This window comes from Duganella zoogloeoides (assembly GCF_034479515.1).
GTDB lineage: Bacteria > Pseudomonadota > Gammaproteobacteria > Burkholderiales > Burkholderiaceae_D > Rugamonas > Rugamonas zoogloeoides.
In genome coordinates this window covers 6,164,159-6,177,136 of sequence record NZ_CP140152.1, presented here as the reverse complement: position 1 = coordinate 6,177,136, position 12,978 = coordinate 6,164,159, and the positions used below count along the sequence as shown (strand labels likewise).

General features: G+C 63.8%; 14 protein-coding genes. All 14 read left to right on the top strand.

Annotated features, from left to right (window positions below):
• The first annotated feature begins 1 nt into the window (after position 1).
• Positions 2–1,186, top strand: a complete 1,185-nt coding sequence (cpaB, locus tag SR858_RS27120) for a Flp pilus assembly protein CpaB (RefSeq protein ID WP_019924085.1) — start codon at positions 2–4, stop codon at positions 1,184–1,186.
• A 1-nt stretch (position 1,187) separates the two neighbouring features.
• Complete coding sequence (locus SR858_RS27115; protein ID WP_019924086.1) at positions 1,188–2,768, top strand: pilus assembly protein N-terminal domain-containing protein; 1,581 nt, start codon at positions 1,188–1,190, stop codon at positions 2,766–2,768.
• Between the two features lie 10 nt (positions 2,769–2,778).
• Positions 2,779–4,434 (top strand): ATPase, T2SS/T4P/T4SS family, encoded by a 1,656-nt coding sequence (locus SR858_RS27110; protein WP_019924087.1) that lies wholly within the window; start codon positions 2,779–2,781, stop codon positions 4,432–4,434.
• Positions 4,434–5,294, top strand: a complete 861-nt coding sequence (locus tag SR858_RS27105; protein ID WP_019924088.1) for a type II secretion system F family protein — start codon at positions 4,434–4,436, stop codon at positions 5,292–5,294. Before SR858_RS27110 ends, SR858_RS27105 begins: the two co-directional genes overlap by 1 nt.
• Before the next feature lie 2 nt (positions 5,295–5,296).
• Positions 5,297–6,184 (top strand): type II secretion system F family protein, encoded by an 888-nt coding sequence (locus tag SR858_RS27100; RefSeq protein WP_040378119.1) that lies wholly within the window; start codon positions 5,297–5,299, stop codon positions 6,182–6,184.
• An 8-nt stretch (positions 6,185–6,192) separates the two neighbouring features.
• The gene (locus SR858_RS27095) at positions 6,193–6,543 is read left to right on the top strand and encodes a DUF192 domain-containing protein (protein ID WP_019924090.1); all 351 of its coding nucleotides are present in this window, start codon (positions 6,193–6,195) and stop codon (positions 6,541–6,543) included.
• Positions 6,540–7,436, top strand: a complete 897-nt coding sequence (locus tag SR858_RS27090) for a TadE/TadG family type IV pilus assembly protein (protein WP_019924091.1) — start codon at positions 6,540–6,542, stop codon at positions 7,434–7,436. The genes SR858_RS27095 and SR858_RS27090 overlap by 4 nt, the downstream gene beginning before the upstream one ends.
• On the top strand, positions 7,427–8,974 hold the full coding sequence (locus SR858_RS27085; protein ID WP_051120390.1) for a polymorphic toxin-type HINT domain-containing protein: 1,548 nt from the start codon (positions 7,427–7,429) through the stop codon (positions 8,972–8,974). The genes SR858_RS27090 and SR858_RS27085 overlap by 10 nt, the downstream gene beginning before the upstream one ends.
• 10 nt (positions 8,975–8,984) lie before the next feature.
• The gene (locus SR858_RS27080) at positions 8,985–10,175 is read left to right on the top strand and encodes a hypothetical protein (RefSeq protein WP_154820075.1); all 1,191 of its coding nucleotides are present in this window, start codon (positions 8,985–8,987) and stop codon (positions 10,173–10,175) included.
• Positions 10,176–10,240: 65 nt separating this feature from the next.
• Positions 10,241–10,846: a hypothetical protein gene (locus tag SR858_RS27075; protein ID WP_019924093.1), complete on the top strand. Its 606-nt coding sequence runs from the start codon at positions 10,241–10,243 to the stop codon at positions 10,844–10,846.
• A gap of 9 nt (positions 10,847–10,855) precedes the next feature.
• Positions 10,856–11,062 carry a hypothetical protein gene (locus tag SR858_RS27070; protein WP_019924094.1) on the top strand — a complete coding sequence of 69 codons (207 nt, stop codon included), beginning with the start codon at positions 10,856–10,858 and terminating at the stop codon, positions 11,060–11,062.
• Positions 11,059–11,622, top strand: a complete 564-nt coding sequence (locus SR858_RS27065) for a hypothetical protein (RefSeq protein ID WP_019924095.1) — start codon at positions 11,059–11,061, stop codon at positions 11,620–11,622. The genes SR858_RS27070 and SR858_RS27065 overlap by 4 nt, the downstream gene beginning before the upstream one ends.
• 282 nt (positions 11,623–11,904) lie before the next feature.
• The gene (locus SR858_RS27060; protein ID WP_019924096.1) at positions 11,905–12,153 is read left to right on the top strand and encodes a hypothetical protein; all 249 of its coding nucleotides are present in this window, start codon (positions 11,905–11,907) and stop codon (positions 12,151–12,153) included.
• 170 nt (positions 12,154–12,323) lie between these two features.
• Complete coding sequence (locus SR858_RS27055) at positions 12,324–12,977, top strand: hydrolase (protein WP_019924097.1); 654 nt, start codon at positions 12,324–12,326, stop codon at positions 12,975–12,977.
• Position 12,978 lies beyond the last annotated feature (1 nt).

Sequence of the window (12,978 nt, the reverse complement as noted above, 5' to 3'; positions counted from 1 at the left end):
CATGGCCCCTCCCACCAAGATCATCGCGCGCCTGACGCATCCGGCGCTGCTGCTGGGCCTGGCAGTGGCGCTGGCCGCCGGCGTGGCGCTGCTGGCCTATTTGTACTTGCAGCAGCGCGAGACGGCCATCAAGAACGAGCTGGCCGAGCGCTCGCAGCAAAAGGCGCCGGTGACGGTGCGCGTGGTGGTGCCCAAGCAGGATGCCAAGGCCGGCACGCTGTTGAGCAGCAACCACTTCGTGGCGCGTCCGGTCGAGGACGACCTGGTCTATCCCGACACGCTGCTGGCCGATGATTTTCCGTCGATGGAAGGGTTGCGCCTGGCACGCCCGGTCTTGCGCGGCCGCCCGGTGCAACTGAGCGACCTGCAACAGCCGGAAGTCAATGACGTGGCAGCCGTGGTGCCTGCAGGCCAGCGCGCGATGACCATCGATATCGACAACCTCAATTCGATCGCCCACACGCTGCGGCCGCAACACCGGGTCGATATCTTCCTGATCTCGAAGGCGGCCAGGCCGCGCCACGAACGCGCGCCGGTGGACGAAAAATCGCTGGAACAGGCCACGCTGTTCATGCAGGACATGGTGGTGCTGGCTACCGGCCGCCAATTCCGGGAGCCCGACAACACACCCGGCCAGCAGGCCAGCAAGTTGGCGCGCCCCGGCGAGGTGGAAGGCGCGCCGCCCGAGGAGCGCCAGTTCGATTCCATCACCCTGCTGGTATCGCCGCGCCAGGCGGCCAGGCTGATGGTGGGCCAGCGCCTGGGCAGCTTCCGCGTGGTCCTGCGCGGCAAGCTCGACCGCGAAGCGCTGGCGCTGGCGCCGCTGCGGGGCGCCCACCTGATGCCTGCGGAGCGCGGCCGCGACAGCAGTATCGAATTCATTGTCGGCGGCGCCAGAGCCAGCGGCGGCATGCTGGCGCCGGTTGCCATGCCAACGTCGTTGGGGCCGCCGGCGTCGTTAACGACTGCGGCGTTGCCGACCGGAGCGCTGCCGCCCGGGATGGCTTCTCCTTCACTGTCGCAGATGCTGTCGTTACCGTCCTCGCCGTTGTTGTCCGCGCCGCTGCCACAGGCGCAGCCAGCATTTACTGCTCCGACAATGCAGCCCGCGCCGCAGCAATCTGCGCCCGCTTCCCCGCCACAGCCGATCCCGGCACTGCGCGACACCCAACCTGGCAGGCCCTAACATGAACCTCCATCGCATCCTGTCCCTGGTCGCCAGCATCGTGCTGCTGATCCCGGCGCCGACACCGGCCTTTGCCGCCAACGCCGTCAAACCGCCGCGACCTGCGCTCGATTACCGCGCCACCGAACCGCTCACGCTGGCCGCCGGCGACATCCGCCTGCTGCCCGTCGCCGGCAAGGTCGTGCGCGTGGCGCTGGGCAGCGGCAACCTGCTCAGCACCACCACCGTGGACGGCAAGCTGCTGCTGATCGCCGAGCAGGTCGGCACGACCACGCTGCTGGTCTGGACCGACACCACCGTCCACGCGTGGCGGGTGCAGGTGGTGCCGCGCGACCTGCTCGAGGTGCGCGCCAAGGTCGATGCCCTCACGCGCGGCGTGGCCGGCGTCCATGTGGAACAGGTGGGCGCGGAACTGGTGCTTGGCGGCGTGGCCCACAAGGACGTGCTGCAACGGCTGACCACCAGCCTGGCCGGCACGCCCAACATCGTCTTCAATGTGCGCGAAGACCAGGGCACGTCGCACACGCGCTCGGTGCTGTTCCGCCTGCATTTCGTGGAAGTGAAGCGCTCGTTGCTGGAACAGATCGGCATCAACTGGGCCAAGAGCGCCAACGGCCCGGTGCTGGGCCTGACTGGCGTGGCGCGCGCCACCGGCGTGTACCGGGACGGCCGCCAGCGCGAGGCCGGCGACGATTTGCTCGCTGCCGTACCGCCGTTTCGTCAAATCGGCAGCGCGCGCGACGGCGCCTTCCTCGGGCTGGCCACTACCATTACCTCGCGCCTGAACCTGGGCATTTCGAACGGCGACGTGCGGCTGCTGGCCTCGCCCGAACTGACCGCCAAGAGCGGCGGCAAGGCGCGCCTGCAAGTGGGCGGCGAGGTGCCGATCCCGCTGGCCGGCGCGTTCGGCGCCACCACGGTCGAGTTCAAGCCGTACGGCATCATCCTGGCCATCGAACCGCAGATCGATGCGGCCGACGTCATCACCGCCAAGATTTCCACCGAACTGTCACAGATCGACCCGGCCGTGTCGGTGGCAGGCATTCCCGGCTTCATCACGCGCAGCACCGCCACCGAGGTGAGCCTGAAAGCCGGCGAGATGATTGCCCTGTCCGGCCTGGTCAACAGCGAAATGTCCACCGCCATCGAACGCGTGCCGGCGCTGAGCCGCATTCCAATCCTGGGCCGCCTGTTCCGCTCGGACGACTTCCGCACCAACCGCACCGAGCTGGTGGTACTGCTGGAGCCGGAAATCATCGCGCCCGGCGACGGCCTGGCGCAGCAGTTACGCCAGCGTGGCGAGGCCCATATCGGCGAATTCGGCGACAAGCTCGAGCAATTGCGGCAAAGCCATCCGCCATTCCCGGCGCCCGAACCATCCGGTGAGCCAGTGCCGCCGGCTTCTGCACAGCAGCCGGTACCGTCGATTCCTCCGGCGCAGTCGCTGCAGGCGGTGCCGACACTACCGTCGATTCCTCCAACGCAGTCGCTGCAGGCGGTGCCGTCACCAACGTCGGCGCCTTCGAAACCGCCGGCATCGGCCGCACCAGTGCCGCCATCAACGCTGCCACCGCAGCCGTGAAGGAGCCGCCATGCCCCCGATCATCTGCATCGAAGTCGCCCGGCGCGGCGCGCCTGTCGGCCAGGGCAGCAGTCCCGGTCCGCACTGCTTTGTCGGCAAGGACGAGGGCAGCGTGGTGCCGCTCACCGGCTGGCGCATCGGCCGCCGCCAGCTGGCGTTCTCCATGCGCGACGATGGCCTGCACCTGGCGGATGCCGGTGGCATGGCGCCGGTGCGCGTCAATGGCAACGACGTGCGCCAGTACGGCCCGCTCGCGGCCAACGACGAGATCGCACTGGGCGACTACACGGTGCGGGCGCGGCTGCGCTCCACGCCTGATCCGGTCGCTGTCATCGACGGCGTGCCAGCGCCAGCAAGCCATCCGGCACCGATACTGGGCGCGCTGGAAAATCCCGACGGCATGCTGCTGCGCGCCGCCCTGCACCGCAAGCTGATCGGCGCCATGGATCTGCGCCGCGTCAACGTGGCGCGCATGGCCGATGCCGAGTTACGCGCCGCTGTGCAAAAGCTGATCGAGGAACTGATCGACACCGACGACACCTTCAGCCCGCTGCGCGCGCTGCGCGAAGAATTGTGCGACGTGGTGCTCAACGAGATCGTCGGCCTGGGTCCCCTGGAAGCGCTGCTGGCCGACGAGCAGGTCAGCGAAATCATGGTCAACCGCCACAACGATATCTTTATCGAACGCGACGGTGTGCTGACCCGCTCGCACATCTCGTTTTCCAACGATGCGGCGGTGCTGGCGGCGATCGAGCGCATTGTCTCGCCGCTCGGCCGGCGCATCGACGAAAGCTCGCCGATGGTTGATGCGCGCCTGAAAGACGGCTCGCGCGTCAACGCGGTGATTGCGCCGCTGGCCATCAAGGGGCCGAGCCTGACGATCCGCAAATTTTCGCGCCGCAAACTCGGAACCGACGACCTGCTGCGCTTTGGCGCCCTCAACGAAGCGATGGTCGGATTTTTGCGGGTGGCGGTGCGGCTGCGCGCCAATATCGTGGTGTCGGGCGGCACCGGGTCCGGCAAAACTACGCTGCTCAACGTGTTGTCCAATTTCATTCCGGACAACGAACGCATCGTCACCGTCGAGGATGCGGCCGAGTTACAGCTGAGCCAGCCCAACCTGGTGTCGCTCGAAGCTCGGCCACCGAATATCGAGGGGCGCGGCGCCGTCACCATTCGCGACCTGGTGCGCAACTGCCTGCGCATGCGGCCCGACCGCATCATCGTCGGCGAGTGCCGCGGTGGCGAAGCACTCGACATGCTGCAGGCCATGAACACCGGCCACGATGGCTCGCTCACCACCGCCCACGCCAACAGCCCGCGCGACTGCCTGTCGCGGCTGGAAGTGATGACTCTGATGAGCGGACTGGAAATTCCGATGCAGGCGATCCGCGAGCAGATCGCCTCGGCCGTCAACCTGATCGTGCAACAGACGCGGTTTTCCTGCGGCACCCGCAAGGTCACCCACATCAGCGAGATCAGCGGCATGGAAGGCAGCCTGATCCAGCTGCAAGACATCTTCCGCTTCGAGCAGGACGGCTTTGGCGCCGACGGCAAGGTGCGCGGCGACTTCGCGCCCACCGGCCACATTCCCGACTTTTACCAGGACCTGGTCAAGCGCGGCCTGCCGGTCGATACCACGATCTTCGGCAGCAGGAGCCTGTGATGAACCACGCGATTCCCACCCCGCTGCTGGTCGGCGCAATCTTCATCACCGTGCTGCTGTCGCTGTGGCTGTTCCTGTCCTTCGGCACGCGCTGGTTGTCGCGCCGTCAGCAACGGCTGGCCAGCGCCGCCCAGAACGACCTGGCCGGCATGTTCATCTTTACCGATGCCGAGCGCATCTTCGTGCTCAACCTGGCGCTCGCAGCGGTGGCGCCCATCATCGCCTGGCTCCTCACCGGCAACCTGCTGCTGGCAGGCCTGGCCGCGGCGCTGGGGCTGGCTGCGCCGCAACTGCTGCTGCGTTTCATTGGCCGTCGTCGGCTGCGTCGCTTCGAGCAGCAACTGCCCGACGCGCTGCTGATGATGGCCGGCTCGCTACGCGCCGGCGCCAGCCTGGGCATGGCGCTCGATGCGGTCGCTGCCGAAGCGCCGCCACCCGTATCGCAGGAGTTCGAACTGCTCCAGCGCGAATTGCGCCTGGGCGCCGATTTCGCCGTGGCCCTGGGCGCGCTCGAGCGCCGCGTGCCGCTGCCCGACCTGACGCTGGTCACCGCCGCCATGGCGCTGTCGCGCGAAGTGGGCGCCAACCTGGCCGAAACGCTGGAGTCGCTGGCCAAGACCCTGCGCGCCCGGCTGCAAATGGAAGGCAAGATCCGCAGCCTGACCGCGCAGGGCAAGATGCAGGGGCTGGTCATGAGCGCGTTGCCGCTGCTGCTGATCGCGGTCCTCAACGTAATGGAACCGGAGGCAATGGCGCCGCTGTTCCACGCCTGGTACGGCTGGGTCACCATGGCCGTGATCGTCTGCACAGTGGGCGTGGGCTACCACTTCATCCGCAAAATCACCGCGATCGATGTGTGATCATGGCCCTCATCCTTCTTTCAATGCTGATCGGCCTGGCCTGCGCCCTGTGCGTGGCGGCGCTGGCCCATAGCGCCGTGCGCCTCAAGCGCCAGGTGCCCGCTGAGGACCGCGCCTGGCTCGATCCGCTGCCACGCCCGCTACGCCTGCTGTGGCCGCTGATCCGCCTGCTCGACTACCACCTGGGCCACTGCTTCCCGCGCGCGCTGCTGGCCGGCCCCGGCGAGCAGTTGCGCCTGTCCGGCCTGCTGTACCTGATGAGCGCAGCGCAGTTCATCGCCCTGTGCGTGGTCAGCATGCTGGGCTTTGGCGTGCTGGCCGCCAGCGTGCTCGCTGCCGCCGGCCTGTTCAACTGGACCGCCGTGCTGCTGGTGGCCATGGTGGGCTTCATGTATCCGCGCATGTGGCTCAAGGACGCACTCAAGACCCGCCGAAAACTGATCATCAAGGCGCTGCCGACGTACCTCGATTTCCTGGTGATGTCGGTGGAGGCGGGCCTGAACATGGCCGGCGCGATTACCCAGGCGGTGGCCAAGGGGCCGACTGGTCCGCTCAAGAGCGAATTCGCCTTCGTGCTGCGCGACCTGCGCGCCGGCCTTACGCGCGCCGAAGCGCTGCGACGCATGGAAGAGCGGCTGCGCCTGCCGCAAATCTCGAGCTTTGTCAGCGCCGTGATCCAGGCCGAACGCATGGGTGCGAGCCTGGGCGCCACCTTCCGCGCGCAGGCCGAGCAGCGCCGCGCCGAACGCTTCCAGCGCGCCGAGCAACTGGCGATGGAAGCACCGGTCAAACTGATCTTTCCGCTGGTGGCCTTTATTTTTCCGGTCACCTTCCTGGTGCTGATTTTCCCGATTGCGATGAAGTTCCTGCAATCGGGCGTGGATTTCTAGGTGCGGCAATGGCTACCCTGCGCTTTCACTCCGCTACCGGCGAACAGGTGCTTGACGTCGAAGTGGCCGCCAGCGTGGTCACGCGGCTGCGCGGGCTGCTGGGACGTGCGCCGCTCGGTTCTCACCAGGGACTGCTGCTGTCTCCCTGCAATATGGTGCACACGGCAGGCATGCGCTGTTCGCTCGACCTGGTGTTCCTGCGCCACGACGGCCATGTGCTGCGGGTGGTGTCCGGCGTACGGCCCAACCGTCTGCGGCTGTGCTGGCGCGCGTGGTACACGCTCGAACTGGCAAGCGACACGGCCGCGCGTTGCGGCATCGCGGCGGGCATGGCGTTGCCGGTAGGGAGGCGGCGATGAGCATCGTTCACCAGCCCGTACCTGGGCATGTCGCCCGAACCTTCCGGCGCCACCGGTACCACCAGCGCGGCCAGTCCGCCACCGAGTTCATCGTCATTTTCCCGGCGCTGGTGATGCTGGTGTTCGGCATCCTGCAAACGGCGCTGCTGTACCAGGGCCGCGCCACGCTCAATTACGCCACCATGCTGGCCGCCCGCGCCGGCGCCATGCACAACGGCGACGTGGGCGCCATGCGCAACGCGCTCGCGCGCGGCCTCGCGCCACTGTTTGCCAGCCAGCCGGGCGCCGCCGGCTACGCCAGGGCATTGGACAAGGCGGCGGCCGAAACCGCCGGCCCAGCGGCACTGGCCAGCATCGAGATACTGAACCCCACCCGCGCAGCATTTGCCGACTTCGGCCGCGCGCGCCTCGATGGCGGCAGCGGCAAGGAGCTGCCCAACGACACCCTGGCCTACCGCAGCAGCACCCCCGGCGCCACCGCCCACCTCTCGGTCCAGGACGCCAACCTGCTGCACGTGCGCGTGACCTACTGTTTCCGCCTGCTCGTGCCGGTGATCGACCGCATGCTGCACATCGCCTTCAACGCCAACGATCCAGCGACCGCAGGGCCCGGCCTGCGCAACCCGTTCGGCATCGGCGCCGAGCCCACCGCGCCTCACTGTAACAACGCGGCGTTTCCGGGCAGGCGCATCCACATCCAGAGCGAAGCGCTGCTGCGCATGCAATCGCCATTTTTCGAAGCCAACCTGGCCGGTTCCACGAAGCCCGGCCAACCGGGACCGGCCACACCAGGCGACCCGGCCACGCCCCACGACCCCGACGATCCGGAAGCGCCGGTCGATCCGGGTGGGCCGATAGCCCCGTCACCTGGGGAGCCGCCGCCATGTTTCTGAGCACAACTCGCGTCGGCTTCGCCCAGCGCTGCCTGCTGATTTGCATGATTTTGGTCATGTTACTGACAGCCTTACTGCCAGTTCACACTGCTTTAGCGGCGCAGCAGACACAGCCTCTTTCGCCAGCGCCCAGCGCTATCAAATGGGAAATTTGCAAAGTCGATGGCATCTGCTTCGGCAGCAAAAAGGCACGCGAGGATCATGCCAAACAATACAACTGCCGCTTTCTTGAGGATGTTTGCGAAGCAGGCGGCGTAGACAACCAGGGTGCTCCACCCGGCGACCAGGGCTTTTGGGGTGGGTTATGGGACGGCATCAAATCTACTTTGGTTCATGGCTACAACTTTGTACGCGGATTTTTCGAGGGTATGAAGGGACAGATTGGCGATCTGATCGATCTGATCAGCAACCCCAAGGAAGTCATCAGTGGATTGGTCGAGCTCGGCAAGGCCTTCTACAACGATCCCAAAGGAACCATCGAAAAAATTGGGGAACTGCTCGGCCAGGAAGCTGTCGATGCTATCACCAAGGCCTCGCAATGCGGTTCCTACAATTTGGGCAAGGTCGTCGGTAGCTACGCCAGTCCCGCCGTCATGCTCAAGCTGGCCTCGCGGCTCACCAAGTATGCCGGCAAGCTCAGTGATGCGGTACGCAGCATCAAGGCCGACTTGGGTTGCGCCAGCTTCGCGCCGGGCACACTCGTGATGACACCGAACGGCCCGGAGCCGATAGAACGCATCTCGGTGGGCCAGCTTGTCGATTCTCGCAACGAAACCAGCTTTGCGGAAAAAGCCCGCGAAGTGGAACAAGTCTTCAGCCGTATCGCGCCGACTCACCGGTTGCTGCACACGGACCTGGGCATGCTCAGGGTCACGGACGAGCATCCGCTGTGGGTGCAAGGCAAAGGTTGGACCGAGGCACATGCGATTGTCGAAGATGACGTCATCGCCGGGCAGCGCAGTGACGTGCTGGTCATCGATAACAAGAAAGTCAATCGGCCACTGCGCGTCCACAATTTTTCGGTGGCGAGAACGCCCAGTTATTTTGTTGGCCCCGACTGGGTGTGGGCGCACAACGCCAAGTGCGCGCTGCCCAAGCCTTATCGAGCCACGCCCAGTCAGAGCAATTACAAGCTTGGTGCAAGCGATGGGGGACCGGGCGTATGGTTTGCAGTACCTCGCGGGAACAGCAAACCATCAGCCTATAACTACGAGAAGCAAGTGACAGGTGCGCCGCGCAATGTTGAATATAGGGTCGGCAAAGTCAACTTTGATGGTTTTGACTCCAAGAGTGGGACCTTGATCGATGCGAAGAACTTTACAGAGCTCAATGGTCTTCTTAAGGAAAATGACCCTGAGAGGGTGGAGTTATTTCAAAAGATCGCTGTTTTGGATGCCAGAAGACAATTAAAAGCTGCAGGCACTACGCCTATCGAGTACCACGTTTCTAATCAAAGAGCGGTAGAAGCTTTAACTGAACTATTCAAAAAAGAAGAAATTAATATCAAAGTTATTTTCACACCTGACATCGTTAATTAGGAATGATGTAATGAAAAATGATACGCACATTATCTGGGTAAATTGGACCCCACGCGATTTCACCTTTGGCACATTATGTGAACAATTAAAGAGCTACCTACGACTGCTCCATGACATGCACTCCGACTTTATACGTTGGGAAGGTATCACTGCTAATGGCCGTGTTCGCATCGACGTGGACATGCCTGACCTGGATGCGCGCCTGCGACAAATGACCCGACCGGCACCGGATGAGCGCTCAGAATATTCTGAGCTCGACGCCAACTTCGATGTCACTGACACTTCGATCGCACTATACGGTTACAGCCTCAATTTCTCAGCATCGATGCCAGGTCCAGAGGAAGAGAAATCCGACAAGCCTGAATTGATCAGGCTTCACGTAAACACAAGCAGCATTGGTGTGAACATTTTTCTCTCTTTGCCAAGAAATCGCGATGTCAATTTGGTCAGTAAAAATAGTCTTAAGATGCTCATGTCATCCTCTTTAGAACATTGGAATGGATGTACTGCGCAAGTATTTTCATCTGATTTTGTAGCGGCTTTGGAAGCGCACCATCATCGCCAGATCGGTAAGCTTCGTGCGGTATGGATGTGTTATGCCCGGCACGCGTTGCTGGCTGCCTGCATCAAACCCGATATTCCCTGCACGCTGGAACGAATCGGCGACGACGGCCTGCTGTTCACCCTGACGGAACACTGCCCCGATCCTGCCAGCGACGCCGATGTCAAACTCGCCTTGGCCGTCCAGGCAAAGTTCGACGAATTCCATTTCAATCACCCGTTTGTTTTTTACGGCTGGCCCTACGATCCCGACGAAGCGCACTACGCTGGCCACATCACGGGCGCGCCGGAAGGCATGGCGTACGCCGTCGGCTTCGCTGCGTTTGACGGTTACGACGCCGAGCGCCGGGTGCTGCTGAGCGCGCGCCTGTTCAAATATCCGCCAGGCTGGGAACCCGATCTCCACCCGATCTATGCCACCGATGTCGAACGGCTCGAATCGCTGCCCTACGTGGTGCTGGCCCGGCACCAGATCGCTGCCGTCCGCTACGTCGGCGCCCACACGCCGATCGAATGGCACATCGGCATCTCAAGGCATGCGGACACCTTGAAAGTTCTCATTAACGACTGGGCCGGTATACCGAGAGAACAGCTTCGCATCGTCTACACACCGTGTTCCACCCCGAGCTGCAACAACTAAGCGAACAGCTCGGCATCCCCGTGCGCCGGCATGGCGCTGATCTCAACCCCACCTAGGAGCAAGACATGTTTGGATTTCTGAAAAAAGCCAGGTCCTTTCCCACGCCGCCTGCACTGCCGCCGCTCACCGCTGCCCAGCTGCGCCCGCGCATCAAGCATGTCGATTACATCAGGACACTGCGCGAGGCGGGCGTGCCGCCGGACCAGATTCCCGACCATGTGCCACTGTGCGGCGACTTGCTCGTCACCTATGCGTTCGACCTGCCCGACACGTTCATCATGGCCACGTCGAAGCTGCTGCACAGCGCCGGCATTGCCCGCGAAGATGCGCCACGCCTGGCGCGCGAGAACCTGGGCGGCACCCTGCCCAGCATATCGTTCCAGGCCCATGGGGGTTGTGAAATGGCCGTGACCGGCGGCGAACTGGAAGCGTCTTTGCTGGTACTTGACGGGTTGTGGAAAGCGGTGCAAGCGGACATCAGCGGCGAGTTGCTGGTCACGGTGCCGCGCCGCAACCGCCTGCTGATGTGCGACAGCGCCCATGGCCATGCGGTCGATGCGCTGCGCGCGCAGACGCTGAAATTTTCGCGCGAATTCCAGGACCAGCATTGCCTGTCCAACCAGATCATGGTGCGGCGTGACGATGCGTGGTCGCTGTTCGAAGCCCACTAGGAGGCTGCCATGTCGATCAGCTTCGTATTGGGAAATCTGTTTGGTCGCGCACTGCTCAGCTTTGCGCTGGTGTGGGTGGCCTGCTGGCTGGCGAGCCGGCTGGACTGGCGCACGGCGCTGGCGAGCAGCCGCCGCTGGTACGGCCTGCTGTCGGTGGCGGTGCTGACCTTGCTGGGCATGGGCTCGGCGATCGTGAGCGCAGGAGGTGTGCGATGAACCGCCGCCATCACCTGGCCGCCTTGGCGGCATTGGTCTTGGGCGCGCGCGGTGTTCTGGCCGAACCGAAGCGCGCGCTGCGCCAGATGCAGATCCACAAGGTCAGGGAACTGGGCCTGGAAATCTGGGTGGAGAACCAGCCACCGTGGAACACCACGCTGTCCACGCAAACCGGGCGCCCCACCTTCGTCGCGCAAAGCCCTGACGCCTACCATCCGCCCACGGTGATGACGTATATGTCCTGGCCTGGCGCCAACAGTCCGGACAGTACGCTGTCCACCATGGCCACCACGGCGATCCGTGGCGCCAGCCAGAACTTCGGACTGACGCTGGGCCAGGCGCGGGCTTTGCAGCCGGTGCGGGCCGAATATGGCGTGCTGCGCGGCTTCGAAGCGGCATTCGACGGCACCGGCCAGGGCCAGGCGCTGGACGTGATGATGTTCGTGGGCCAGGCGCCGGGCAAGTTTCCCGTCGTGCTCAACATCTACACCATGCGCGGCAAGATGGGCAGCCTGACCGAGCACCGGCGCCGGGCCTGGACCAGGATCAGCTACCTGTGAGGAGGCACCGTGCAACCGCGTCGACGCTGCCGTGCTGCCGGCCTGCCGGACTTGGCCGCATGGGTTTCATGGGCTCGATTGGCGCTCTTGGCGTTCTTGGCTTTCTTGGCGTTAGGGGCATGGTCAGCATGGCTGGCAAGCGATGCTCATGGCGCCGAAGCGGTGCGCTACCGTGACGGACAAGGTATCGAGATCATCGGCGGGCGCGCCAGTGCGATACCAGCGACGGTAGCGCCGCCAGTCATGCCTGTCACGCGGTCCGCGCCGCTACGCTTGCAGAGGATGCAGCAAGCTGAACCGGCACGCCTGCACGTCACTGCGCACGAGCAGCGGGCGCGCGATCGCGACCGGCTGGCCATCCTGCGCCAGGAGCTCGATGCGGAGCTGGCCGCCGTGCAGGAAAACATCGCCCACAGTCGCGGCCTCGCGCACGAACCGCTGCAGCGTTCGCGCGAACAGTTACGCCGACACCAGCAGAATATCCGCGACCTCCATGCCGAGATTTCACGCGCTGTGAAAGCGACAAAATAAGCAGCAACTATGCGGCAACTGAGCTATCGAAATTTTCGACAATAAGACGCAAATTTTTCCGCTTTTGATTTGAGCCTGATTCGAACATACTTCGTTTCAGCAGCGCAGAACACCGCGCAGTAAAGCAAACCAACCAATCGAATTTATTGAATATCTTAGGAGAATATATTATGCCAACCGCCATCGCCCAACCAGGTCAAACTCTGCTGAACCCAAGCAACCACGCGCTGATCATGATCGATCACCAATCGCAAATGGCGTTTGCCACCAAGTCGATCGACATGGTGCAACTGCGCAACAACGTCGCGCTGGTGGCCAAGGCCGCCAAGGAATTCAAGGTGCCGACCATTTTGACCACGGTGGCGGAAAAATCGTTCTCCGGTCCGATCTTCAACGAGATCAAGGAAGTGTTCCCGGATGAAGTGGCAATCGATCGCACCAGCATGAATACCTGGGAAGACCCGCGCATCGCCGACCGCGTCAACGCCATCGGCAAATCGAAAATCGTGCTGGCCGGTCTGTGGACCTCGGTATGCATCGTCGGCCCCGCCCTGTCGGCACTGGACCAGGGTTTCGAAGTGTACGTGATCACCGATGCGTCGGGCGACGTGTCCGACGAAGCGCATGAGCGCGCTGTCGAGCGCATGGTGCAACTGGGTGCCCGTCCGATGACGTCGCTGCAGTACCTGCTGGAACTGCAACGCGACTGGGCCCGTGGCGAGAGCTACGACGACACCGTCAAGACCGCGATCGCCAACGGCGGCGCCTACGGCCTGGGCCTGATCTACGCCAAGACCATGTTCAACGCCTCCGAAGGCCACTGAT

Excerpts from the sequence above, each read along its gene's own strand:
- SR858_RS27085 (WP_051120390.1), top strand. The coding sequence starts at position 7,427 with ATGTTTCTGAGCACAACTCGCGTCGGCTTCGCCCAGCGCTGCCTGCTG.
- SR858_RS27060 (WP_019924096.1), top strand. The coding sequence starts at position 11,905 with ATGCAGCAAGCTGAACCGGCACGCCTGCACGTCACTGCGCACGAGCAG.
- SR858_RS27080 (WP_154820075.1), top strand. The coding sequence starts at position 8,985 with ATGAAAAATGATACGCACATTATCTGGGTAAATTGGACCCCACGCGAT.
- SR858_RS27055 (WP_019924097.1), top strand. The coding sequence starts at position 12,324 with ATGCCAACCGCCATCGCCCAACCAGGTCAAACTCTGCTGAACCCAAGC.
- SR858_RS27070 (WP_019924094.1), top strand. The coding sequence starts at position 10,856 with ATGTCGATCAGCTTCGTATTGGGAAATCTGTTTGGTCGCGCACTGCTC.
- SR858_RS27075 (WP_019924093.1), top strand. The coding sequence starts at position 10,241 with ATGTTTGGATTTCTGAAAAAAGCCAGGTCCTTTCCCACGCCGCCTGCA.
- SR858_RS27090 (WP_019924091.1), top strand. The coding sequence starts at position 6,540 with ATGAGCATCGTTCACCAGCCCGTACCTGGGCATGTCGCCCGAACCTTC.
- SR858_RS27105 (WP_019924088.1), top strand. The coding sequence starts at position 4,434 with ATGAACCACGCGATTCCCACCCCGCTGCTGGTCGGCGCAATCTTCATC.
- SR858_RS27065 (WP_019924095.1), top strand. The coding sequence starts at position 11,059 with ATGAACCGCCGCCATCACCTGGCCGCCTTGGCGGCATTGGTCTTGGGC.
- SR858_RS27100 (WP_040378119.1), top strand. The coding sequence starts at position 5,297 with ATGGCCCTCATCCTTCTTTCAATGCTGATCGGCCTGGCCTGCGCCCTG.
- SR858_RS27115 (WP_019924086.1), top strand. The coding sequence starts at position 1,188 with ATGAACCTCCATCGCATCCTGTCCCTGGTCGCCAGCATCGTGCTGCTG.
- cpaB (WP_019924085.1), top strand. The coding sequence starts at position 2 with ATGGCCCCTCCCACCAAGATCATCGCGCGCCTGACGCATCCGGCGCTG.
- SR858_RS27095 (WP_019924090.1), top strand. The coding sequence starts at position 6,193 with ATGGCTACCCTGCGCTTTCACTCCGCTACCGGCGAACAGGTGCTTGAC.
- SR858_RS27110 (WP_019924087.1), top strand. The coding sequence starts at position 2,779 with ATGCCCCCGATCATCTGCATCGAAGTCGCCCGGCGCGGCGCGCCTGTC.